Source organism: Mesorhizobium sp. WSM4807 (assembly GCF_055811615.1).
The window spans coordinates 1-21,347 of sequence record NZ_JBVVQY010000047.1 but is presented as its reverse complement, the minus strand read 5'-3'; the positions used below and the strand labels follow the sequence as shown (position 1 = coordinate 21,347).

At 62.4% G+C, this 21,347-nt stretch carries 24 protein-coding genes; 16 read left to right on the top strand and 8 right to left on the bottom strand.

The annotated features are described in order from the left end of the window. Nucleotides 1-347 precede the first annotated feature (347 nt). A complete protein-coding gene (locus AC0L3N_RS31725) occupies nucleotides 348-560 on the top strand; it encodes a cold-shock protein (RefSeq protein ID WP_006202521.1) in 213 nt (70 codons plus the stop codon). Nucleotides 561-775: 215 nt separating this feature from the next. Next, nucleotides 776-1,192: a BA14K family protein gene (locus AC0L3N_RS31720; protein WP_123148558.1), complete on the top strand. Its 417-nt coding sequence runs from the start codon at nucleotides 776-778 to the stop codon at nucleotides 1,190-1,192. Between the two features lie 115 nt (nucleotides 1,193-1,307). Here the strand turns inward: AC0L3N_RS31720 and AC0L3N_RS31715 are convergent, their stop codons facing one another. The 3 genes from AC0L3N_RS31715 to AC0L3N_RS31705 all read right to left on the bottom strand — a co-directional run bounded on the left by AC0L3N_RS31715 (nucleotide 1,308) and on the right by AC0L3N_RS31705 (nucleotide 3,426). Continuing rightward, nucleotides 1,308-1,949 (bottom strand): MBL fold metallo-hydrolase, encoded by a 642-nt coding sequence (locus AC0L3N_RS31715; RefSeq protein ID WP_473551508.1) that lies wholly within the window; start codon nucleotides 1,947-1,949, stop codon nucleotides 1,308-1,310. 121 nt (nucleotides 1,950-2,070) lie between these two features. Continuing rightward, nucleotides 2,071-2,388, bottom strand: a complete 318-nt coding sequence (locus tag AC0L3N_RS31710) for a hypothetical protein (protein WP_473551507.1) — start codon at nucleotides 2,386-2,388, stop codon at nucleotides 2,071-2,073. A gap of 144 nt (nucleotides 2,389-2,532) precedes the next feature. Beyond that, nucleotides 2,533-3,426: a branched-chain amino acid aminotransferase gene (locus AC0L3N_RS31705; protein ID WP_029349987.1), complete on the bottom strand. Its 894-nt coding sequence runs from the start codon at nucleotides 3,424-3,426 to the stop codon at nucleotides 2,533-2,535. Between the two features lie 248 nt (nucleotides 3,427-3,674). Here AC0L3N_RS31705 and AC0L3N_RS31700 point away from each other — a divergent pair, with 248 nt between their 5' ends. From AC0L3N_RS31700 to AC0L3N_RS31685, 4 genes are all read left to right on the top strand, one after another. Further along, the gene (locus tag AC0L3N_RS31700) at nucleotides 3,675-4,208 is read left to right on the top strand and encodes a MarR family winged helix-turn-helix transcriptional regulator (RefSeq protein ID WP_473551505.1); all 534 of its coding nucleotides are present in this window, start codon (nucleotides 3,675-3,677) and stop codon (nucleotides 4,206-4,208) included. After that, nucleotides 4,195-4,914, top strand: coding sequence for a response regulator (locus AC0L3N_RS31695; protein ID WP_095491594.1), 720 nt, complete (start codon nucleotides 4,195-4,197; stop codon nucleotides 4,912-4,914). The genes AC0L3N_RS31700 and AC0L3N_RS31695 overlap by 14 nt, the downstream gene beginning before the upstream one ends. 52 nt (nucleotides 4,915-4,966) lie before the next feature. Further along, nucleotides 4,967-6,379 (top strand): ATP-binding protein, encoded by a 1,413-nt coding sequence (locus tag AC0L3N_RS31690; protein ID WP_473551504.1) that lies wholly within the window; start codon nucleotides 4,967-4,969, stop codon nucleotides 6,377-6,379. A gap of 258 nt (nucleotides 6,380-6,637) precedes the next feature. Then, nucleotides 6,638-7,723 carry a glycosyltransferase family 4 protein gene (locus tag AC0L3N_RS31685; protein WP_473551502.1) on the top strand — a complete coding sequence of 362 codons (1,086 nt, stop codon included), beginning with the start codon at nucleotides 6,638-6,640 and terminating at the stop codon, nucleotides 7,721-7,723. A 188-nt stretch (nucleotides 7,724-7,911) separates the two neighbouring features. Here the strand turns inward: AC0L3N_RS31685 and AC0L3N_RS31680 are convergent, their stop codons facing one another. The 3 genes from AC0L3N_RS31680 to AC0L3N_RS31670 form a co-directional block, all read right to left on the bottom strand. Continuing rightward, a complete protein-coding gene (locus AC0L3N_RS31680) occupies nucleotides 7,912-8,271 on the bottom strand; it encodes a tRNA-binding protein (RefSeq protein WP_473551500.1) in 360 nt (119 codons plus the stop codon). A 12-nt stretch (nucleotides 8,272-8,283) separates the two neighbouring features. Next, nucleotides 8,284-8,784, bottom strand: coding sequence for a type III secretion system chaperone family protein (locus AC0L3N_RS31675; RefSeq protein ID WP_006202532.1), 501 nt, complete (start codon nucleotides 8,782-8,784; stop codon nucleotides 8,284-8,286). 329 nt (nucleotides 8,785-9,113) lie between these two features. Continuing rightward, nucleotides 9,114-9,416 (bottom strand): accessory factor UbiK family protein, encoded by a 303-nt coding sequence (locus AC0L3N_RS31670; RefSeq protein WP_473551510.1) that lies wholly within the window; start codon nucleotides 9,414-9,416, stop codon nucleotides 9,114-9,116. Nucleotides 9,417-9,547: 131 nt separating this feature from the next. On the opposite strand from AC0L3N_RS31670, the gene lgt reads away from it, so the two are divergent. The 6 genes from lgt (at nucleotide 9,548) to AC0L3N_RS31640 (ending at nucleotide 15,438) form a co-directional block, all read left to right on the top strand. Further along, on the top strand, nucleotides 9,548-10,423 hold the full coding sequence (gene lgt, locus AC0L3N_RS31665) for a prolipoprotein diacylglyceryl transferase (protein WP_473551499.1): 876 nt from the start codon (nucleotides 9,548-9,550) through the stop codon (nucleotides 10,421-10,423). 72 nt (nucleotides 10,424-10,495) lie between these two features. Then, nucleotides 10,496-11,584, top strand: a complete 1,089-nt coding sequence (locus AC0L3N_RS31660; protein WP_473551498.1) for a class I SAM-dependent methyltransferase — start codon at nucleotides 10,496-10,498, stop codon at nucleotides 11,582-11,584. 133 nt (nucleotides 11,585-11,717) lie between these two features. Continuing rightward, on the top strand, nucleotides 11,718-12,512 hold the full coding sequence (gene pgeF, locus AC0L3N_RS31655; protein ID WP_473551496.1) for a peptidoglycan editing factor PgeF: 795 nt from the start codon (nucleotides 11,718-11,720) through the stop codon (nucleotides 12,510-12,512). Then, nucleotides 12,512-13,663 (top strand): M24 family metallopeptidase, encoded by a 1,152-nt coding sequence (locus AC0L3N_RS31650; protein WP_473551495.1) that lies wholly within the window; start codon nucleotides 12,512-12,514, stop codon nucleotides 13,661-13,663. The genes pgeF and AC0L3N_RS31650 overlap by 1 nt, the downstream gene beginning before the upstream one ends. 53 nt (nucleotides 13,664-13,716) lie before the next feature. Next, nucleotides 13,717-14,334, top strand: coding sequence for a hypothetical protein (locus AC0L3N_RS31645; protein WP_473551493.1), 618 nt, complete (start codon nucleotides 13,717-13,719; stop codon nucleotides 14,332-14,334). A gap of 168 nt (nucleotides 14,335-14,502) precedes the next feature. Then, complete coding sequence (locus AC0L3N_RS31640; RefSeq protein ID WP_123148470.1) at nucleotides 14,503-15,438, top strand: ribose-phosphate pyrophosphokinase; 936 nt, start codon at nucleotides 14,503-14,505, stop codon at nucleotides 15,436-15,438. 107 nt (nucleotides 15,439-15,545) lie between these two features. On the opposite strand, the gene AC0L3N_RS31635 is transcribed toward AC0L3N_RS31640, so the two are convergent. After that, the gene (locus AC0L3N_RS31635; protein ID WP_473551492.1) at nucleotides 15,546-16,415 is read right to left on the bottom strand and encodes an AraC family transcriptional regulator; all 870 of its coding nucleotides are present in this window, start codon (nucleotides 16,413-16,415) and stop codon (nucleotides 15,546-15,548) included. A gap of 131 nt (nucleotides 16,416-16,546) precedes the next feature. Here AC0L3N_RS31635 and AC0L3N_RS31630 point away from each other — a divergent pair, with 131 nt between their 5' ends. After that, nucleotides 16,547-17,797, top strand: a complete 1,251-nt coding sequence (locus tag AC0L3N_RS31630; RefSeq protein ID WP_473551490.1) for an MFS transporter — start codon at nucleotides 16,547-16,549, stop codon at nucleotides 17,795-17,797. Between the two features lie 164 nt (nucleotides 17,798-17,961). On the opposite strand, the gene AC0L3N_RS31625 is transcribed toward AC0L3N_RS31630, so the two are convergent. After that, complete coding sequence (locus AC0L3N_RS31625) at nucleotides 17,962-18,456, bottom strand: hypothetical protein (RefSeq protein WP_473551489.1); 495 nt, start codon at nucleotides 18,454-18,456, stop codon at nucleotides 17,962-17,964. A gap of 74 nt (nucleotides 18,457-18,530) precedes the next feature. Between AC0L3N_RS31625 and AC0L3N_RS31620 the strand changes: the two genes are divergently transcribed. The 3 genes from AC0L3N_RS31620 (at nucleotide 18,531) to ychF (ending at nucleotide 21,121) form a co-directional block, all read left to right on the top strand. Further along, nucleotides 18,531-19,172: a 50S ribosomal protein L25/general stress protein Ctc gene (locus AC0L3N_RS31620; RefSeq protein ID WP_123148481.1), complete on the top strand. Its 642-nt coding sequence runs from the start codon at nucleotides 18,531-18,533 to the stop codon at nucleotides 19,170-19,172. A 23-nt stretch (nucleotides 19,173-19,195) separates the two neighbouring features. Then, nucleotides 19,196-19,921 (top strand): aminoacyl-tRNA hydrolase, encoded by a 726-nt coding sequence (gene pth / locus AC0L3N_RS31615; RefSeq protein ID WP_473551487.1) that lies wholly within the window; start codon nucleotides 19,196-19,198, stop codon nucleotides 19,919-19,921. A gap of 96 nt (nucleotides 19,922-20,017) precedes the next feature. Next, nucleotides 20,018-21,121 (top strand): redox-regulated ATPase YchF, encoded by a 1,104-nt coding sequence (gene ychF, locus AC0L3N_RS31610; RefSeq protein WP_258122604.1) that lies wholly within the window; start codon nucleotides 20,018-20,020, stop codon nucleotides 21,119-21,121. Nucleotides 21,122-21,347 lie beyond the last annotated feature (226 nt).

Genomic DNA, 21,347 nt, shown 5'->3' with positions numbered 1-21,347 from the left:
CCCCACGCGCCTCGTGCCCAACTTGGCACCTTCGGCCGCGTCCCCCCCCCGTTTGGCCTTGGCCCCTAGGGGGTTCAATCGGGGGGGTTTTTCTTGGGCGGCCCCCCACGTCCGCGCGGACGTGCCAGGAATGTGCCCGAGGCCCTTCAGAGGCCTTGAACCGGCTTTCAGGGCCGGACCCGAGTTTTCGAAGGCGCGGCGGTTTTCGTCGCGCCTTTTTCGTGGCGTGGCGGCAAGCCAGGGCTCGCAAAACTTTCTCTTGCCGATGACGCTAAAATAAACGACAAATTTCCACTCGGGCATTTGCCGGCCCGAGACTGGACTTGATGGGATCAAAGGAGCTTCCCATGCCGCAGACCGGCACCGTCAAATTCTTCAATCATGCCAAAGGCTTCGGCTTCATCACGCCGGATGATGGGGCGAAGGATGTCTTCGTCCATATTTCGGCCGTGCAGGCGTCGGGTCTTCCCGGTCTTGAGGATGGGCAGAAGGTAACATTCGACACCGAGCCGGACAAGCGCGGCAAGGGTCCGAAAGCCGTCAACCTGTCGATCGGCTGAGCCGAGTTCGAGACAGCGTCGGACGGTCCCGTGGCGCAGGTCCACTCCTTGTTGAGCGTACGATATCTGTGCCTTGCGCCATGCCGTCGATGAATATCGGCTGGCCCCAGCCCGTCAATTTCGTTCAGCCCCCGTTCAGCCACGGTCGCCTATCAGCTTCGGTAAAGCCGGACCGCATCCCCGAGATTAACCGGGCCGGCATGAAGGAGACCGACATGAACCGAATTTTCAAGACCGCCGTCCTGTCCGCCGCGATTGCTGCGACCATGCTCGCGACCTTGCCAGCGGCCAGCGCTGGTGACTGGCGCCACCGGCACCATCATCGTGGCAATGGCGATGCGATCGCGGCAGGCGTCCTTGGCCTCGCGGCCGGCGCCCTGATCGTTGGTGCGCTCAACAACCCGCAGCCCAGCTATTACGACCCCGGCTACGACGATTATGGTCGTTATCCACGCCCCGCCCCGGTGCGCCGCTACTACGCGGAACCGCGGGTCGTCTACAATGACGGCTACGCAGAGCCATGGACCCGTGGCTGGTATGAATATTGTTCGGATCGCTATCGCTCTTTCAACGCCCGCACCGGCACGTTCATCGGCTATGACGGCGAACAGCATTTCTGCACCGCGAACTGAGGCTTTCCTGCCCCAAAAAAAGCGCTGTCCGCAAGGCCAGCGCTTTTTTTGTTGTCCGTATGCAAAGGGAAGAGATTGAAGCGCGTCGCTTGAGGCACCCCAGACGCGACGCGCTTTAAATCAGGAATGGATTGCTCCGGCGCTCCTCGCCGAAGCGGCCGCCGGGACCATGGCCGCAGATGAAGCCGATGTCGTCGCCGAGCGGCAAAAGCTTGTCCTTGATCGAGGCGATCAGCGCGGCATGGTCGCCGCCCGGCAGGTCGGTGCGCCCGACCGAGCCGCGGAACAACACGTCGCCGACATGGGCGAACTTCGCAGCACGATTGTAGTATACGACATGGCCGGGCGCGTGGCCCGGGCAATGAAAGACCTCGAACGCGTGCTGGCCGAACGAGACGGTATCGCCTTCGCTGAGAAAGCGGTCGGGCACGCAGTTGCGCACCGGATCGGCGATGCCGTAGTGTTTCGCTTGGTTCTCGAGATTGGCAAGCAACGGACGGTCGGCCTCATGCGGGCCGATGATCTCGATGCCGAGCGCCTCCTTCAGTTCCATGGCGCCGCCGGCATGGTCGATATGACCATGCGTGATCCAGATCGCGCCGGCGTTGATCGCATTATCCTTGAGCACTGCCAGCACCTTGTCGATGTCGCCGCCCGGATCGACGACAACGCCTTGTCTGTCGTCCATATCGAAGAGGATGGTGCAGTTTTGCTGGAACGCCGTGACCGGCACGATACCGGCATTGAGCTGACCCATGATCGTCCTTTCGCTGTGTCGGCCCCTGATGTAGAGACACATGTAAACGGCGTCCACCGCTGCCACGACACAAAAATGGGCGGCCGAAGCCGCCCATGCGAAAAGCCCGAAACCGCCAGGCTTACTTCTTCATCGCATTCATGACCGCGCCGATGATGGCCGTCAGAATGGCGCCACCACCGGCACCGCCTACGATGTTCTGCACATTCAGCGCGCTGCCCAATCCGCTCGTTGCCGCTGCGGCTGCAGCCGGATCGATCGTACCACCGCCGAGCAGGCTGCCGAGGATGGCCGCACCACCGACGCCGCCAAGCGCGCCGCCCAGGATTTTAGTAAGCTGCCCCATTGCCGCTGTCTTGAGCGCCGCGCCCACCGCCTGGCCACCGATGATACCCGTAATCACCGGAACAATGATCGGAAGAAGCGTGTTCATGTCCATAGTACCAGTCCCTCCATAGCTGCCAGCCTCCCGGGCCGACAGCATCATGAGACGCCGAATTGGACGAAAGTCAAATGCAGAACTGCTTAAATAAAAGGGGCGGCTCGAGAACCGCCCCTACTTATAAAAAAGCTGTGACTTTCGTTATTCTGCGGCGATCGCGTGCTTGGGTTGAACGGCTGCAGAATAGTCGTTCATCAGAGTCTTGGCGATTTCACCCACCTCGAATCGGTATGGACCGATCTCTGAAACGGGCGTCACCTCTGCCGCCGTTCCGGTGAGGAAGCACTGCTGGAAGCCTTCAAGCTCTTCCGGCATAATGGTGCGCTCGATCACCTCGAAGCCGCGATCCTTGGCAAGGCCGATCACCGTACGGCGGGTGATGCCGTCAAGGAAGCAATCGGGGGTGGGTGTGTGGATCTTGCCGTCCTTGACGAAGAAGATATTGGCGCCGGTCGCTTCCGCAACCTGGCCGCGCCAGTCGAGCATCATGGCGTCGGCATAGCCTTTGGCTTCGGCGGCATGCTTGGACATGGTGCAGATCATGTAGAGGCCGGCAGCCTTCGATTTCGACGGCGCGGTGCGCGGATCGGGGCGGCGCCATTCGGCCAGATCGAGACGGATGCCCTTCAGCTTCTGTGCCGGATCGAAATAGCTCGGCCACTGCCAGATGGCGATGGCGCAGTTGATCCGGCTGTTTTGCGCCGAAACGCCCATTTGTTCGCTGCCGCGCCAGGCGATCGGCCTGACATAGGCATCCTGGAAACCCTGCTTCTTCAACAGCGTGCGGCAGGCGTCGTCGATCTCGGCAACCGAATAGGGAATCTTGAAGCCGAGCAGGCGTGCCGATTCGTGCAGGCGCTCGCTGTGGTCGGTCAGCTTGAAAATCTCGCCGCCATAGGCGCGTTCGCCCTCGAACACCGCGCTGGCGTAGTGCAGGCCATGGGTCAGCACGTGGATCTTGGCGTCGGCCCATTTGACGAACTCGCCGTTCATCCAGATAAAGCCGTCCATTTGGTCAAAGGGAACGGATGCCATGGTAACCTCCCGCGGGCGGCCGCCCGCACATTATTGTCCGTTGCGTGTTTCATGTCAGCCGCACCAGGCGGCCGGGTATCTCGAAGCGTAGGCGGATATATAAGGTCTGGCAAACACAGGAAGTTCCGGAAAAACGGCTTCCCCTTGCCTTTTCGTTCGCAATCCGCCGAAAAGCTTGTCAAAAATTACCATTGCCGGGAAATTACGTCAACAGTACTGACATAATTTCCCTTTCGCACGGAGAAAAGATGACGGATCGCAGCCACCCAGCCGGAAAACCGATCAGGACGGCGATCACCGACGAGGACGGCATCGACTTTGCCATCATCGAATTGTTCTTCTTCGCCTATCGCGATTTTACCTCCGATCCGGACCAGATCCTGTCCGACTACGGCTTCGGCCGCGCCCATCACCGGGTTCTGCATTTCGTCAATCGCAGGCCGGGCCTGACGGTCGCCGAACTCCTCGACGTGCTGAAGATCACCAAGCAGAGCCTGGCGCGCGTGCTCAAGCAACTGATCGACACCGACCACATCGTCCAGTTGCAGGGTCCGCGCGACCGCCGCCAGCGCGAGCTCTATCCGACAGCCAAGGGCCGCGCACTGGCACTGGCGCTGGCACGGCCACAGTCACGCCGCATCCATGCTGCATTGGAAGATTCCGGAGCCACCGAACGCGCCTTGATCGAGCGCTTCCTGGAAGCGATGGTCAATCCGGAACTAAGGGCGCAGATCGACATTGTGCCTGCAGAAACGTCAGGGAAAAGCCATGGAGACCATTGAAAGGGTTGATCGACCGGCAGCACCGGACGACGACGCGCCACATCTGCTGGTGATTGATGACGATACCCGTATCCGCAATCTTCTCAAACAATATCTGACCGAAAACGGCTTTCGCGTCACCGTTGCCGGAAATTCCGGCGAAGCGCGGCGCAAGCTCGCCGGCCTCGATTTCGATCTGCTCGTGCTCGATATCATGATGCCGGGCGAAACCGGCGTCGATCTCGCCAAGGCGCTGCGGGCAAGCAAGAACGTGCCGATCCTGATGCTTACCGCGCTCTCCGAGACCGACAGCCGGATTACCGGGCTCGAGGCCGGCGCCGACGACTATCTGCCGAAGCCTTTCGATCCCCGCGAATTGATTCTGCGCATCAACAACATCCTGCGCCGCGGCGGTCCGGCGACGACGCCCAAGGTCGAGCAACTGGTCTTCGGCCCCTACACGTTCCAGATCGCCAGGCGGGAGCTCAAGCGCGGCGGCGAGGCTCTGAAGCTGACCGACCGCGAGCAGGAGATCCTGGCGATCTTCGCGGCGCGGGCCGGCGAAACGATACCGCGCCATGAACTTGTCGGCGACGAGTCCGAAGTCGGCGAGCGCACCATCGACGTCCAGATCAACAGGCTGCGCCGCAAGATCGAGCGCGATCCGTCCAATCCGGTCTGGCTGCAGACCGTGCGCGGTATTGGGTATCGGCTCAGCGTGGAATAGACTGACGCCCACAGCCCCTTGCTGAGTGGCTGAAGATGAGCAAAAAGGGCGAATGGCGACCACACAACTGGAACGGCCGGGAGATCGCGGCTTGAGCGCTCGCGCCACGCGGGCGCTCAAGGCGGTGCCGCTTGCCTGGAAACGGTTCTGGCGCCTCGTTTCGCTTTACATGCCGAAGCGGCTCTATGCCCGCTCGCTGATCATCGTCATCGCGCCGATGATCCTGCTGCAATCGGTCCTCGCCTTTGTCTTCATGGAACGCCACTGGCAGACCGTGACGCAGCGCCTGTCGCAGGCCACAGTCCGTGACATTGCCGCCATCGTCGACCTGGTCGAAACCTATCCGAACGACGCCGACTACGCCAACATCATCCGCATCGCACAGGATCGCATGCAGCTGAAGATCGACTTGCTTCCGCCCGATCCGCTGCCGGCGCCCGGTCCAAAGCCGTTCTTCTCGATCCTCGACGAAATTCTCTCGTCCGAGATCACCCATCAGATCAACCGTCCGTTCTGGATCGATACGGTCGGCAATTCCAATATCATCGAGGTCCGCGTCCAGCTCGAAGGCAAGGTGCTGCGCGCCTTCGTGCGCCGCAGCCAGGCCTATGCCTCGAACACGCACATTTTCCTGATCTGGATGGTCGGCACCTCGCTGGTGCTGCTGATGATCGCCATCCCGTTCCTGCGCAACCAGATCCGGCCGATCCTGACGCTGGCCGAGGCCGCCGAAAGTTTCGGAAAGGGCCGGCCGATGCCGCTCGATTTTCGTCCGCGCGGTGCCGAGGAGGTTCGCCGCGCCGGCTTTGCTTTCATCCAGATGCGCGAACGCATCGAACGCCAACTCGAACAGCGCACCGCCATGCTGAGCGGCGTCAGTCACGATTTGAGGACCATTCTCACCCGCTTCAAGCTGCAGCTTGCGCTGACCGGGACCAAGGCCGACACCGAGGCGCTCGGCCAGGACATCGATGACATGCAGTCTATGCTGGAAGGCTATCTTGCCTTTGCCCGCGGCGAGGCAACGGAAGACGCCGGCCGTTTCAATCTTCAAGCCTATTTCGACAAGCTCGGCGAGGAGGCCACGCTGCGCAAGCGCAAACTGTCGACCGCCCTCGCCGGCGATCCAAATGTGCATGTGCGGCCCCACGCCTTTGCCCGGCTGTTGTCCAATGTCGTCGGCAACGCCTTCCGTTATGCCAAGACGGTTGAGATCAACGCCAACCACGGCCGCGGCTCACTGCTCGTCACCATCGACGACGACGGTCCGGGCATTCCGCCCGAAAAGCGTGAGGACGTGTTCAAGCCTTTCGTGCGGCTTGACGAGGCCCGCAATCTCGACGCCAGCGGCACCGGCCTTGGCCTTGCCATCGCACGCGACATTGCCCGCAGCCATGGCGGCGACATCATGCTGGACAAGAGCCCGCTCGGCGGCTTGCGCGCAGTCATCAAGGTTCCGGCCTGATTAGAGCGACCTGCGTCCAATTGGACCACAAAGTACGCTCTAACAATTTGAACCTACGCATCGTGCTTTCCGAAAATCGAATTCGATTTTCGGGCCGATGTGCTGCTTTCCGATGGTTGTAGACGGCCATCGGCTATGCCTTCATCGGCCCGTCATGAATCCATGCTGAAGAGCGCGCATGAAGCGCGTGATCCTGATTGATTCGGCCTTGCGGCCTCGCATCAAGGAAACCGACGACCTTTCAAGCAAAGGCCTGCTATGCGCATCCTGATGGTCACCGACGCCTGGCGCCCGCAAGTCAACGGCGTCGTCCACACGCTGGAACGGCTTTCGGAAACCCTGAAATCCTTCGACGTCGAGACGGACTTCCTGACCCCGAACATCTTTCGCACCTTGCCGCTGCCGACCTACCCGGACATCCGGCTGGCGCTGACGACGCCAGGCCGCGTCGCGCGCCTGATCGAAGCGCGCAACGCCGATCACATCCATATCGTCACCGAGGGCCCGCTCGGCATCATGGCGCGGCAGTATTGCCGCAAGGCAGGCCGGCCGTTCACGACAAGCTATCACACGCGCTTTCCGGAATATCTGAGCGCGCGGCTGCCTATACCGGAAGCCTGGGCCTATCGCTGGCTTCGCGATTTCCACAATTCCGGACAAGGCACGCTGGTTGCCACCCAGTCGCTGGCGGACGATTTGTCGGCGCGCGGCTTCACCAAGCTGAGACCATGGACGCGCGGCGTCGACACCGACCATTTCCGGCCCGACAAGAAGAAGGATCTGGGACTCCAGCGACCGATCTTCCTCTGTGCCGGCCGCGTCGCGATCGAAAAGAACCTGGCCGCCTTCCTCGATCTGGATTTGCCCGGCAGCAAGGTGATCGTCGGCGAGGGGCCGGAGTTGTCCAGGCTCAAGGCCAGATACCCCGATGCCAATTTCCTTGGCCACCGCCCGAACGACGAACTGGCCGAAATCTACGCCTCGGCCGATGTCTTCGTCTTCCCCAGCCGCACCGACACGTTCGGCAATGTCATCATCGAGGCGCTGGCCAGCGGCACGCCGGTCGCAGCCTATCCGGTGACCGGACCAATCGACATTGTCGGCGACGGCGTCGGCGGAGCGGTGTCAAACGATTTGCGTGAGGCCGCGCTCGCCGCGCTCCACGTCGATCGCGCCGAGGCGCGCCAACGGGCGATGCGCTATAGCTGGAAAGCCTGCGCGGAAATGTTCCTGGAAACGGTTGGAGAGGCGCTGGGCACCCAGCGAAAACTGACACCAACTTTCGTCATCCACGGGCGAAGCGGCGGCGAAGCCGACGCGCAGACCCGAGGATCCATTCCGTGACCTGCGAGCGGCCCCTTCGGTGAAGAACCTGTTGGGCTGAGGCGGCGGCGAGCCGCACTTGCTCCACAGGAGCGGCCAAGGAAAGAACAACGCGATTCTGGACCGTCCTATTCTTCGACCACTGCTACGGCATGGATCCTCGGGTCTGCGCGTCCGCTTCGCTCCCGCCCCGCCCGTGGATGACGAAGCTAGAACAATCGGCCGCCGTCAGGGACCTTGCGTTCGATTGCGCCGAGGACGACAGCACCCTCCTCGTCGGGAAAGCCAAGCGTCAGCACTTCCGACATGAAGGGTCCGATCTGCCGCGGCGGAAAATTGACCACCGCGAACACCTGCCGGCCGATCAGCGTTTCCGGCGCATAATATTTGGTGATCTGCGCCGATGATTTCTTCACCCCGATGTCAGGGCCGAAATCGATCTTCAGCTTGATCGACGGCTTGCGCGCCTCGGGAAACGGTTCGGCCTCGACGATGGTGCCGGCGCGGATATCGACACGGTCGAAATCGGCGAAGCTGATCTCGGGCTTGCGCTGGCTGCTCGAACTCATTGAGGACCTGGCTCAGGCGTTTCCGTAGGTCTCGAACAGGACGCCGGCCAGCGCATCCTTGGCCGAGGTTCCCGACCAGACGACGAACTGGAACGCCTGGAAATAGCATTCACAGGCTTCCAGCGCCGACGACAACAGCACCTCGACCTGCTGGCTCGACGGCTCGACCCCGCCGGCTAGCAGCAGCGACTGGCGGAACATGATCGCGCCCTCCTGCTCCCAGAGGTCGAAATGGCCGAACAGCATCTGCTCGTTGATCAACGAAAGCAGCCGCATCACTTCGAGCGCGCGCGCCTCCGGCACCTTGATGTCGAAAGCGCAGGCCAGATGCAGCGCCTCGAAATCTTCCATCCAGGAGAATGAGACGTGGTAGTCGGTCCAGCTTCCGGCAACCGAAATCGAAATCTCGTCGTCGCCGGCCCGTTCGAAGGACCAGTCGTTGTTGTGCGCCACCTGCTCGATAACATCCACCGGATGGATTTCGCGCGAGAATTCGAGTTCGAGAAGTTCCATGGAATGCTTCCTGTCGTCCTGGGAGCGGAGCGCCACCACACGCTCCGCGGGAGAGGCACACACAACGAACAATCTTGTCTAGAACTCGGACGGCCGGGACTTCGTCAACGCCAAAGACCCCAGACCGGACCCCACCGCCCGGCGCATGACCCTGCTCCGAATCATGCAACAAATTCAGTCTATTGATCGGGAGTCGCGTGACCAGCCCAATTTTTCGCACTGCGTCATTCGCATGTGGAAAGCCGCTGTCACAAAGATTCACGCAATGCCGGTAAGCGATTCACGACAAAGCGCTTTTTGCGATTGTGCTTTGTGGAAAAGTTTAACGATTATTTTTTTGATCTGGGCTTTGCCGCAGCCGCAGGTGTTGCCTGTCCGGTCAATTCGGCGAGCTTCGCCTCGAGCGCTTCGAGGCGCGTCGCGAGACGGGTATTTTCTTCCCTGGCTTTTACCGCCATATCGCGGGCGGCCTCGAATTCTTCGCGCTGCACCAGGTCCATTGAGTTGAGAACGCGCTCGGCCTGCCCCTTGAAGGCGGTTTCCACCTCGCGGCGCACGCCTTGCGCGGCGCCCGCAGCGTCGGTCATCAGCTTGGCGAATTCATCGAGAATGCGGTTCGGTCCGGTCGACATGGCAAATCCTCGCTTGCTCGATTTGACGTAGTGGCGCGCGACGCGGAATGCAAGCATCCACGTCGCCTTGACCCCGCCAAAACCCTGCCGCATGGTCCGCGCCCGAACGTGATCGCAACCGGGAGATCCTGTTGAGCGAATATCTTATGCTGCCGTTGGCCGCCCTGCCCTTCCCCAACATCGACCCGGTCATCGTCCAGATCGGGCCGCTGGCGGTGCATTGGTACGGCGTCGGCTACATCGTCAGCATTCTCTTTGCCTGGTGGTATGCCAAGCGGCTCGTCACCAATGCGAGGCTCTGGCCCGACGGCACCGTGCCAATGAAGCCCGAGGATCTCGACGACTTCATCGTCTGGGCGGCCATCGGCGTGGTGCTTGGCGGGCGCACCGGCTACGTGCTGTTCTACGACCTGCCGCGCTACATCACCCATCCGCTCGATATCCTTGCCGTCTGGCAGGGCGGCATGTCGTTCCATGGCGGGCTGCTCGGCGTCATTCTCGCCATGACGTTGTTTTCCTGGTCGCGCGGCATTCGCACATGGTCGCTGTTCGATGTGGTGGCGGCCGGCGTGCCGGTCGGCCTTGGCCTTGTCCGCATGGCGAATTTCATCAACTCCGAGCTCTGGGGCCGGCCGACCGACGTGCCATGGGCGGTCGAATTCCCCAATGGCGGGCCATTTGCGCGCCATCCGAGCCAGATCTACGAGGCGCTGCTCGAAGGCCTGGTGCTGTTCCTGATCCTGCGCTTCCTCACCCATTCCAGGCTGAAGCTGAAGACGCCGCGCTTCGTCGGCGGCGCCTTCATCGCCGGCTACGGTCTCTCGCGCATCTTCGTCGAATTCTTCCGCGAGCCCGACCAGCAGCTCGGCTACCTCCTCGGCACCGGCTGGCTGACGATGGGCATGGTGCTGTCGCTTCCGATGCTGCTGGCCGGCATCTGGGCGATGGCGACGGCTACCGAATCGGTCCAAAAACCGGCATCGATTTTGCGAAAGCACGATGCGTAGAATCAAAACGCCAGAGCGTACTTTCCAGATGGACGCACGTCGCCCTAGACCAGTGACGAAATCGCAGCCGGTATGACCCGGCTGAAAACCCGCATCGTCGAGCTGATCGGTGCGGCGGGGCCGATCCCCGTCAACCAATACATGGCGCTTTGCCTGTTCGATCCGCGGGACGGCTACTATACGACGCGCGAGCCGTTCGGGGCTGCCGGCGACTTCGTCACCGCACCGGAGATCAGCCAGATGTTCGGCGAGCTGATCGCCGTCTGGCTCTACGAAGCCTGGCTGGCGACCGGCCAGCCGATGCCGGTTACCATCGCCGAGATTGGCCCTGGCCGCGGCACGCTGATGAAGGACATGCTGCGCACGCTTTCGCGGCTCGATCCGGCGCTGACCGCCGGTGCGTCGTTCGCCATGATCGAGACCAGCCCGCGGCTGGCCAATGTCCAGAAGCAAACGCTTGCCGCCACGCCTGCCGCGATCGGCTGGCACGAAAGCATCGATACGCTGCCGCAGACCCAACTTTTCATCGTCGGCAACGAATTGTTCGACGCGGTGCCCATCCGCCAGTTCGTCCGCGCCGGAACAGGCTGGCGCGAACGGATGGTCGGCCTCGACGGCGCGGACGAATTGCACTTCTTCGCCGGCGCCGGCTCGGTCGATCCAATGCTGTTGCCGAACGATGCCGAAAACGCACCACAGGGCGCGATCGTCGAGGTCGCGCCGGCCCGAGCCGCGCTGATGGCGACCATCGCCGAGCGATTGGCCGGGCTCGGTTGCGCCGGCCTCTTCCTCGACTATGGCTATCTCCGACCAGGGATCGGCGACACGTTGCAGGCCTTGCGCAAGCACGATCACGAAGATGTGCTGGCCAATCCGGGCGAAGCCGATCTCACCGCCCATGTCGATTTCGCCGCCCTTGCCGCGATTGTGCGGGCGCATGGCCTCGATGCCCATCTTTCCACGCAAGGCGAATTCCTGGTGGAAATGGGCCTTCTCGAACGGGCCGGCCAGCTCGGCGCCAATGCCGATGAGGCGGCTCGTGAAAGGATTGCAGGCGAGGTCGAACGCCTCGCCGGCCCGCAAGCCATGGGCGACCTCTTCAAGGTGCTTGCCGTCCTGCCTGCCGGCATCGCCGTTCCACCCTTTGCAACAGCGGATTGACTTTTCGCTGCCGCCTCTCCCACTCTCCCAATTTCAGACCGTCGCCGATCTTTGGACTGTAGCCCATCTTGGACTGTCGCCGATTTTTGGACTGTCGCTTGACGAAATCGCCCACACGGACAACAACGCCGCCATGCTGAATCAGACCAAACCGGATCCTGTTCGGTCGCCCTTGCTGGAAAAGGCGCGGGCGCAAGGCATTCGCCACGGCTATTTCACCCGCGTGGGCGGCGTCTCCAGCGGCATCTATCGGGGCCTCAACATCGGCACCGGCTCGAGCGACGACCAGACGCAAGTAGCCGAGAACCGCCGCCGCGTCGCCGACTGGATGGGCGTGCCATCAAGCCATCTCTTGACCGCCCATCAAATCCATTCGCCCGACGTCGTCATCGCCAGGGAGCCCTTTTCCGGCGAGCGGCCGAGGGCCGACGCCGTCGTCACCGACCGGCCGGGCATCGCCGTCGGCGCCTCGACCGCCGATTGCGGACCGGTGCTGTTCGCCGATGCCGAGGCGCGTATCATCGGCGCAGCCCATGCCGGCTGGAAAGGCGCCTTGTCAGGCGTGCTGGAAAACACCATTGCGGCGATGGAGGGCCTCGGCGCCCGGCGCGAGCGCATCGTTGCGGTTCTTGGTCCTTCCATCGGCCCAGAAAACTATGAAGTCGGCCCGGAATTCGTCGCCCGCTTCATCGAGGCCGACCCCGGCAATATCAGCTATTTCGCGCCTTCCGCGAAAACAGGGCACGCGATGTTCGACCTCAACCTCTATACGGTCGATCGGCTGACCCGGGCCGGCGTGAACGCCGACTGGCTCGGCCGCTGCACCTACGCCGAGGAGGATCTGTTCTATTCCTACCGGCGCACCACGCATCGCAAGGAGCCGGATTACGGGCGGCAGATTTCGGCAATCGTTTTGGAGACAGAATAATGGCGCTGCATTTCGAACGGTCGGAATTTGACGCGCGGCGCGATCGGCTGATGATCGAGATCGCCGAGAAGAAGCTCGATGCCGTCCTGCTGTTTGCGCAGGAGAGCATGTACTGGCTGACCGGCTACGATACGTTCGGCTTCTGCTTCTTCCAGTGCCTGGTGGTGAAGGCAGACGGTTCGATGATCCTGCTCACCCGCTCGGCCGATCTGCGCCAGGCGCGCCACACCTCGATCATCGACAACATCGTGCTGTGGACCGATCGCGACGGCGCCAATCCGGCGATCGACCTGCGCAATTTGCTCAACGACCTCGACCTGCTCGGCGCCCGCATCGGCGTCGAATACGACACCCACGGCTTGACCGCCTACAATGGCCGGCGCCTGGACGAGCAATTGCAGACCTTTGGCCAGATCGCCGACGCTTCCGGCATCGTCAACCGGCTGCGCCTGTTCAAGAGCCCGGCCGAAATCGCCAAGGTGGAAAAGGCCGCAAATCTCGCCGACGACGCGCTGGACGCGGCCCTGCCGCTGATCAAGCAGGGTGGCGACGAAGCCTTGATCCTTGCCGCCATGCAGGGCGCGATCCTTGCCGGCGGCGGCGATTATCCGGCCAACGAGTTCATCATCGGCTCTGGCGTGGACGCGCTGCTTTGCCGTTACAAGGCCGGCCGTCGCAAGCTGAGCAAGAACGACCAGCTGACGCTCGAATGGGCCGGCGTCTTCCACCACTACCATGCGGCGATGATGCGCACGGTGCTGACCGGCAAGGTGTCGAAACGTCACCAGGAACTGTTCGATGCTGCGCGCGCCGCACTTCTGGCGGTGGAAAAGGCGATGACGCCCGGAAATACCTTCGGCGATGTGTTCGACGCGCATGCCCGCACGCTCGAAGCGCACAACTTGACCAAACACCGGCTCAACGCCTGCGGCTATTCGCTCGGCGCCCGCTTCACCCCATCATGGATGGACATGCCGATGTTCTATCAGGGCAATCCGGAACCCATTGCGCCAAACATGACGCTGTTCGCCCACATGATCATCATGGACTCCGAAACCGAGACGGCAATGACGCTCGGCCGCACCTATCTGACGACTGAATCGCAGCCGAAACCGCTGTCCCGCCATGATCTCGACTTGATTGTGCAATGAATCCATAATGGTACGGATGCAAAGGGCGTTCATCGCCAGGGAGTTTTGAGGGAATGAGGCGATCGCACGTGACGACCGTGTCATTGCTCGCGGCGCTGACGTTGGCCGCCTGCACCAACGCGAAGGACGTTCTCGAACCCTCGGCCATCGCCCCGCAGTCGCCGACAGCCGGAACCGGCACGGCTGCAACGCCCACCACACCGGCAACGACCGCGCAGCCTTCCGCAGCAACGCAGCCTTCCTCCCCTGCGCAGCCTGCAACCACGACCGTGCCGCCCGCAAAGAGCGCCGCCGTCATCGCACGAACCCGACTGCAGGTAGCGCCGATCGTCGGCGCCTCGGTGGAAGCCGCGACACCGCTGACCGCGGCGCTTCAAACGCGAGCCAAGCAGCGCGGCATCACCTTGGCAGGCAGCGCCGGCCAGACCCCGACGCATGTGCTGAAAGGCTATTTCTCAACGATGTCGGAAGGCAAGGATACCACCGTCATCTATGTCTGGGACGTCTATGACCCTGCAGGCAACCGGCTGCATCGCATCAACGGTCAGCAGAAGGCGCCCTCGGTCAATGATGGCGAAGGCTGGGCTGCTGTCGCGCCGGAGACCATGCAGGCAATCGCCGACCAGACGATCGACCAGTTCGCCACATGGCTTGGCGGCCAAGCGGGCTGATAGGCGGGCTGACATGTTGCCGGCTTCCCTCGTCGTCGACGTTTATTGAGATTAGCCGGCGGATTCCCGATCACGACGCTTGCAATACCGACACGGGCCGCTAAAAGCCCCGACTAAGGGGCTCAAGAGAGTCTGCCAGAGTCTCCATCCTTTCACCAGGAACGGTGCATGAAGCTTTTCGCGGGCAATTCCAACAGGGTGCTGGCCGAAGCGGTCGCCCGCTATCTCAACATCCCGCTGGGCAAAGCCAGCGTCAGGCGCTTCGCCGATCAGGAAATCTTCGTCGAGATCCAGGAGAATGTGCGCGGCGAGGATGTCTTCGTCCTGCAGTCCACCTCGTTCCCGACCAACGATCACCTGATGGAACTGCTCATCATGATCGATGCCTTCATGCGCTCGTCGGCCAAGCGCATCACGGCGGTCATTCCCTATTTCGGCTATGCCAGGCAGGACCGCCGCGCCTCGGGCCGCACGCCGATCTCGGCCAAGCTGGTCGCCAACATGATCACGCGGGCAGGGGTCGATCGCGTCTTGACGCTGGATCTCCATGCCGGCCAGATCCAGGGCTTTTTCGACATCCCGACCGACAATCTCTTCTCGGTGCCGGTCATGGCCCGCGACGTGAAGGCGAAATACAAGAAGCTTGCCAACGTCATGGTCGTGTCGCCGGATGTCGGGGGCGTGGTCCGCGCCCGCGCGCTCGCCAAGCGCATCGATGCCCAGCTTGCCATCGTCGACAAGCGTCGTGAGCGCCCCGGTGAATCGGAAGTCATGAACGTCATCGGCGACGTGCGCGGCAAGGATTGCCTGCTGATCGACGACATCATCGATTCGGGCGGTACCTTGTGCAATGCGGCCGATGCGCTGCTTGCCGCCGGCGCCACCAGCGTCACCGCCTACACCACCCATGGCGTTTTGTCGGGTGGCGCCATCGCCCGCATCGGCGCCTCGAAACTGCAGGAACTGGTCATCACCGATTCCATCCAGCCGACCCAGGCGGTGCTCGACGCCAGCAACATCCGCGTCATCTCCATCGCCGACCTGATGGGTGAGGCGATCTCGCGCACGGCGACCGAAGAATCGGTGTCGAGCCTGTTCGACTGAAATCTGCCAGCGCTACAGCGCCGCGCGTCCAGCGGACGCGCAAAGGACGCTGTAGCACTTTGAATTTGCGCATGATCCTTTCCGAACCGAAGGTTCGGGGTCATGCGCTATCCGTTCGTCGACACCCTGATGTTGTCCCTTGACCCGCGCATATAGCCGCGCGGCGATGCCCCCAGCATGCGCTTGAACATGGTGATGAAGGCCGGCACGCTGTCATAGCCGAGGTCGAGCGCCACCCTTGTGATCGGCTCGCCGTCGGCCAGCCTCGGCAAGGCCGCGAACAGACAGGCCTGCTGGCGCCATGTCGACAGCGACAATCCGGTCTGGCGATGAAAGGCACGGGTGAAGGAACGGCGGCTCATGCCGACGATATCGGCCCATTCGTCGATTGTCGCGTGCGGCGAGGGTGCTGCGACGAAGCGCCGGCAGAGTGCCGCAAGCCTTGGATCTGAAGGAAAAGGCAGGCCGAGCGGCCGTTCCGGCAGGTTCGGGATTTCATGCAGCAGGAGGCTCATGATCAGCCCGCCGCGCCCCTCCAACTCGGCGCCCTGCGGCAGCTTTTCCGATTCCACGATCAGGCTGTGCATCAGATCTGTAGTGCCGACGACGCGCAGCCCATGCGGCAGCCCCGCAATGGCGTCTGGCATCACATAGACCGAGCGCATGCTGACGTCGCCAAGCATCTCGACGGAATGCTCGGTGCCGGCAGGAATCCACATCGCATGATCGGGAGGCACCATCCAGCGCCCATGCCGCGTCGTCACCAGCACGACGCCGACAAGCGCATGCAGCAATTGACTGCGACTGTGACGATGCTGCGGCACGTGGTAGCCGTCGGGATATTCGGTCGGCAGGGCCACCGCCGGCCCGACGGCCTGCTCCAGCCACTGCCAGCGGCGCTGATGCAACTGCCCGAGATCGGTGAACTGGCCGAGATCGGTGTCGCCCGCTTTGAAGATTTCGTTGCCATGCGGCATTGGGTATTGGCCCACTCGCGAAACTATTGGACCAAACCACGAAAGAAGTCGCCCGGCAAGTGACTTATAAGGCAGCGGGGCCATAAGGGCCGCCTGCGGCAGCGTCCGCCAAAAAGACCATGGAGCCTGCCTTGACCGATACGACAGCCACCACCGCCGCCACGCCGGCGACGGCCAGCCACACTTCGGCGCAAGCGACGGCCTTCACCGTCATCCTTGCGGTGAGCTTCTGCCATTGTGTCAACGACGTCATGCAGTCGCTGCTGTCGGCCATCTATCCGCTGCTGAAGGGCAATTACGGTCTCGATTTCTGGCAGATCGGTCTATTGACCTTCACCTTCCAGGTGACGGCGTCATTGCTGCAGCCGCTCATTGGCATGGTCACCGACAAGCGGCCGATGCCCTATTCGCTGCCCTATGGCATGGCGTCCTCGCTGATCGGCCTGATCGTGCTGGCCTATGCCGGACACTATTGGCTGCTGCTGATCGGCGCGTCGCTGATTGGCATCGGCTCGGCGATCTTCCACCCGGAATCCTCCCGCATCGCCCGCTTCGCTTCGGGCGGCAGGTTCGGCCTGGCGCAATCGCTGTTCCAGGTCGGCGGCAATCTCGGCCAGGCCATCGGGCCGCTGCTGGCCGCCTTCATCGTCGTGCCCTTCGGCCAGACCAGCATAGCCTGGTTTGCCGCCGGCTCGCTGATCGGCATCCTCGTACTGTGGCGGGTCGGCGGCTGGTACAGCCGCCTGCGCGCCTCGCTCGCCAACCGCAAGGCGGCCGGCTTCGTCTCGCCCTTCCCGCGCCGCAGGGTGATGGGCGCGCTGGCGGTGCTGACCTTGCTGGTGCTGACCAAGAACGCCTACATGGCCAGCCTCGCCAGCTACTACACCTTCTACGCCATCGATAAATTCGGCGTTTCGGTGCAGATGTCGCAAGTTATGCTGTTCCTGTTCCTGGGCGCCTCGGCGCTGGGCATCCTGCTCGGCGGCCCGTTCGGCGACCGCTACGGACAGAAGGCGATGATCTGGTTCTCTATCGTCGGCGTGCTGCCCTTTACGCTGGCCCTGCCCTATGCCAATTTCGAATGGACGATGATCCTGACGGTGCTGATCGGCCTGATCCTGTCCTCGGCCTTCTCGAACATCGTCGTCTTCGCCCAGGAGCTGGTGCCGGGCCGCGTCGGCATGATCGCCGGTATCTTCTTCGGCTTCGCCTTCGGCATGGGCGGCATCGCCGCCGCCGTGCTCGGCGTCGTCGCGGACATGAAAGGCATCGACTTCGTCTTTCAGGTCTGCTCCTACCTGCCGCTGCTTGGGCTGCTGACGGTGTTTCTTCCCAACATGAAGGAAGCGAGGAAGCTCAAGGAAGAGGCCACGATCGGGTGAAGCTTCAGTTGTTGGCTTGCGATCCGTGGCCTTTGGAGAGCACAGCTCTGCCAACGGATGGTGACCATGTTTGAGTATCAGTCGGTGAAGGCTTATTCTTGGTGCCGTTCGCTTCGGTCGGCGTTGCTCCCGGTCACAGCTACGACGGGTGCTGATCGTCGGGGTCACAAGGCCACACCACTCAGCTGCTCCCGATGCGACTCCTGTTCCGACGAGGACCGCCATGATTGCTTCCTGCCCTTCTTGTCGGCATGTCCACTGTCATCGCCCCATTCTTCATAATGCAGCCAGCTTTTGGAGCCGGAATTGCAGCCTCGAAAACGCCCAATCCGAACACTGCGCGTCTGCGCGGCCTCAAGACTCATTTGTCCTTCGGGGTCGGGCTGTATGTCGCTGCGTTGCTTTCGGCACGCCTGTTTCCGGTCTGACACCGATCGATTTCGGTCGGCTTTCAAGATACAACCCCAAATGTTTGAAAATGGGGGAGCAAGGCCGAGATTCAAAGCGAGATACTGCCCATCCGCCTTTGGCTTGCACCCTGCCCCACCTTCCGCTATAGAGCCGCCACCCGCGTAGACACCCTTGGAGGCAACGCGGCGGAAGGCTGTCCGGCCTAACGTGATCCCAAAAAGATTTTGGACCAGATCATGTAGGGCCATGACGGCTTTCGACGTTTACGGCCCAAGCACCTCGCCGGCCGCGAACGCTCCAGAACAACGCGAAAGGAAATGCCATGAGCGATACTTACGAGCTCAAGGCCGAAGCGCGCGAACAGGTCGGTAAGGGGTCCGCCCGTGCAGTTCGCCGCAACGGTAAAGTGCCTGCAGTAATCTACGGCGACAAGCAGCCTCCCCTGGCGATTGCGCTGACCTACAAGGACATCTACTACAAGATCCATGGCGGCGGGTTCCTGACCACGATCGCCACGATCGATGTCGACGGCAAGAAGATCCAGGTCCTGCCCAAGGATTACCAACTCGACCCGGTCAAGGACTTTCCGGTCCATGTCGACTTCCTGCGCATCGGCAAGGACACAGAAGTCAATGTCGACGTGCCGGTCCACTTCATCAACGAGGACAAGTCGCCCGGCATCAAGCGCGGCGGCGTGCTCAACATCGTGCGTCACGAAGTCGAGTTCCACTGCCCGGCCAATGCGATCCCGGAATTCATCACCGTCGATCTCACCGGCACCGATATCGGCGATTCGATCCACATCTCGGCGGTCAAGCTGCCGGCCGGCGTCAAGCCGGTGATCTCGGACCGCGACTTCACCGTCGCAACCATCGCCGGCTCCGCGGCGATGAAGCCGGAGGCGGAGGAAGAGGCGGTCGAAACGGCTGAGCCCGAAGCGGCTCCTGCCGCCGAAGAGAAGTAATCCCTTTCCGCCTGGAGGTGACGATGCTGCTGTTTGCAGGCCTCGGCAATCCGGGCGCGAAATACGCTGACAATCGGCACAATGTCGGCTTCATGGCGGCGGACGCAATCGCCCGCCGCCATTCCTTTTCGCCCTGGTCGAAAAAGTTTCAGGGCCTGATCGCCGAAGGCACGCTTGGCGGCGAAAAGGTCGTCCTGATCAAGCCGCAGACCTTCGTGAATCTGTCCGGCCAGTCGGTCGGCGAAGCCCTGCGCTTTTACAAGCTCACCCCCTCGGCGCTGACCGTCTTTTATGACGAGATCGACCTTGCCGCCGGCAAGGTGCGGATCAAGGTCGGCGGCGGTTCCGGTGGCCACAATGGTATCCGCTCGCTCGACCAGCATATTGGAAAGGATTTCCGCCGTGTGCGCATTGGCGTCGGCCACCCCGGCGCCAAGGAAATGGTGCATGGCCATGTGCTTGGCGATTTCGCCAAAAGCGACCGCGAGTGGCTGAACGTGCTGCTCGACACCATCGCCGACGCTGCCGGACTGCTTGCCAAGGGCGACGACAATTCCTTCATGAATCGCGTGACGCTGGCCTTGCGCGACAAGCTCACGCCGACGGGCGACGACGACCGCCCGCCACCCAAGGCGCCAAAAACACAAAGCCACGTCCGTCAGGCGCGGCCGCAGCAGCCGGCGGTCAAGCTGCCCGAAACCGGTCCGATGGCCGCCATGCTGAAAAAGCTGTTTGGGGGCAAGGAATGAGCCTCGCCACGGATCGGGGCCGAAGGGGTTGACGTTCGTCACCCCTTTCGCCCATAGCCCTCATCAAATTCGATTTCCCGATAGGACCGGATAAAAATGGGTTTCAAATGCGGCATCGTTGGCTTGCCCAACGTCGGCAAGTCGACGCTTTTCAACGCGCTAACCAGGACGGCGGCGGCGCAGGCCGCCAACTATCCGTTCTGCACCATCGAACCGAACACCGGCGAAGTGGCGGTGCCCGACCCGCGCCTGCAAAAGATCGCGGCGATCGGCAAGTCGAAGGAGATCATTCCGACCCGCATCTCGTTCGTCGACATTGCCGGCCTGGTGCGCGGCGCCTCGAAAGGCGAAGGTCTGGGCAACCAGTTTTTGGCCAACATCCGCGAGGTCGACGCCATCGTCCATGTGCTACGCTGCTTCGAAGATGACGACATCACCCATGTCGAGGGCCGCATCGATCCCGTCGCCGACGCCGAGACCGTCGAAACCGAGCTGATGCTCGCCGACCTCGACAGCCTCGAGCGCCGCATAGTGCAGTTCCGCAAGCGCGCTTCCGGCAAGGACAAGGAGGCGCTGACCGTGCTTCCGATGATGGAAGCAGCTCTTGAACTCCTGCAGGCCGGCAAGCCGGCTCGCATCCTGCTCAAAGGTATCTCCGCGGAGGATCTGCGCATCCTGCAGGGGTTGAACCTGCTGACGTCGCACCCCGTGCTCTATGTCTGCAATGTCGCCGAGGCCGACGCCGCTACCGGCAACGCGCACACCAAAGCGGTCGAACAGATGGCTGCCGCACAAGGCGCCCGCACCGTGGTGATTTCCGCGGCGATCGAAGCCGAGGTGGCACAGCTCAGCGATGACGAGGAAATGGAATTCCTGGCAACGCTGGGCCTTGAGGAACCCGGCTTGAACAAGGTGATCCGCGCCGGCTACGAGCTGCTGCAGCTCATCACCTATTTCACCGTCGGGCCGAAGGAGACGCGCGCCTGGACCGTGCACAAGGGCGCCAAGGCGCCGCAGGCGGCAGGCGTCATCCACACCGATTTCGAGCGCGGCTTCATCCGCGCCCAGACCATCGCCTACAATGACTTCGTCACGCTGGGCGGCGAAGTGGCGGCCAAGGAAGCCGGCAAGGCGCGCGACGAAGGCAAGGAGTATGTCGTCCAGGACGGCGACATCATGCTGTTCAAGTTCAACACCTGAGCTGACCGACGGCGCCTTCTTCCTTCTCCCCTTGTGGGGCCCGAAGGGCGGGCGAGGCCGATGACTCGCCCCGGGCGGTGGATTGGCGCGCGGCGCCAAGACGGTTGAGGGGTGTTGGCCGGAGCGCTGTTGGTGCCAAGCTGAAACACCCCCTCATCCGACCGAGCGGAGCCTGTCCTCGGGCTTGCCGGAGGCAAGACCCGTGGGCTCGGCCACCTTCTCCCAC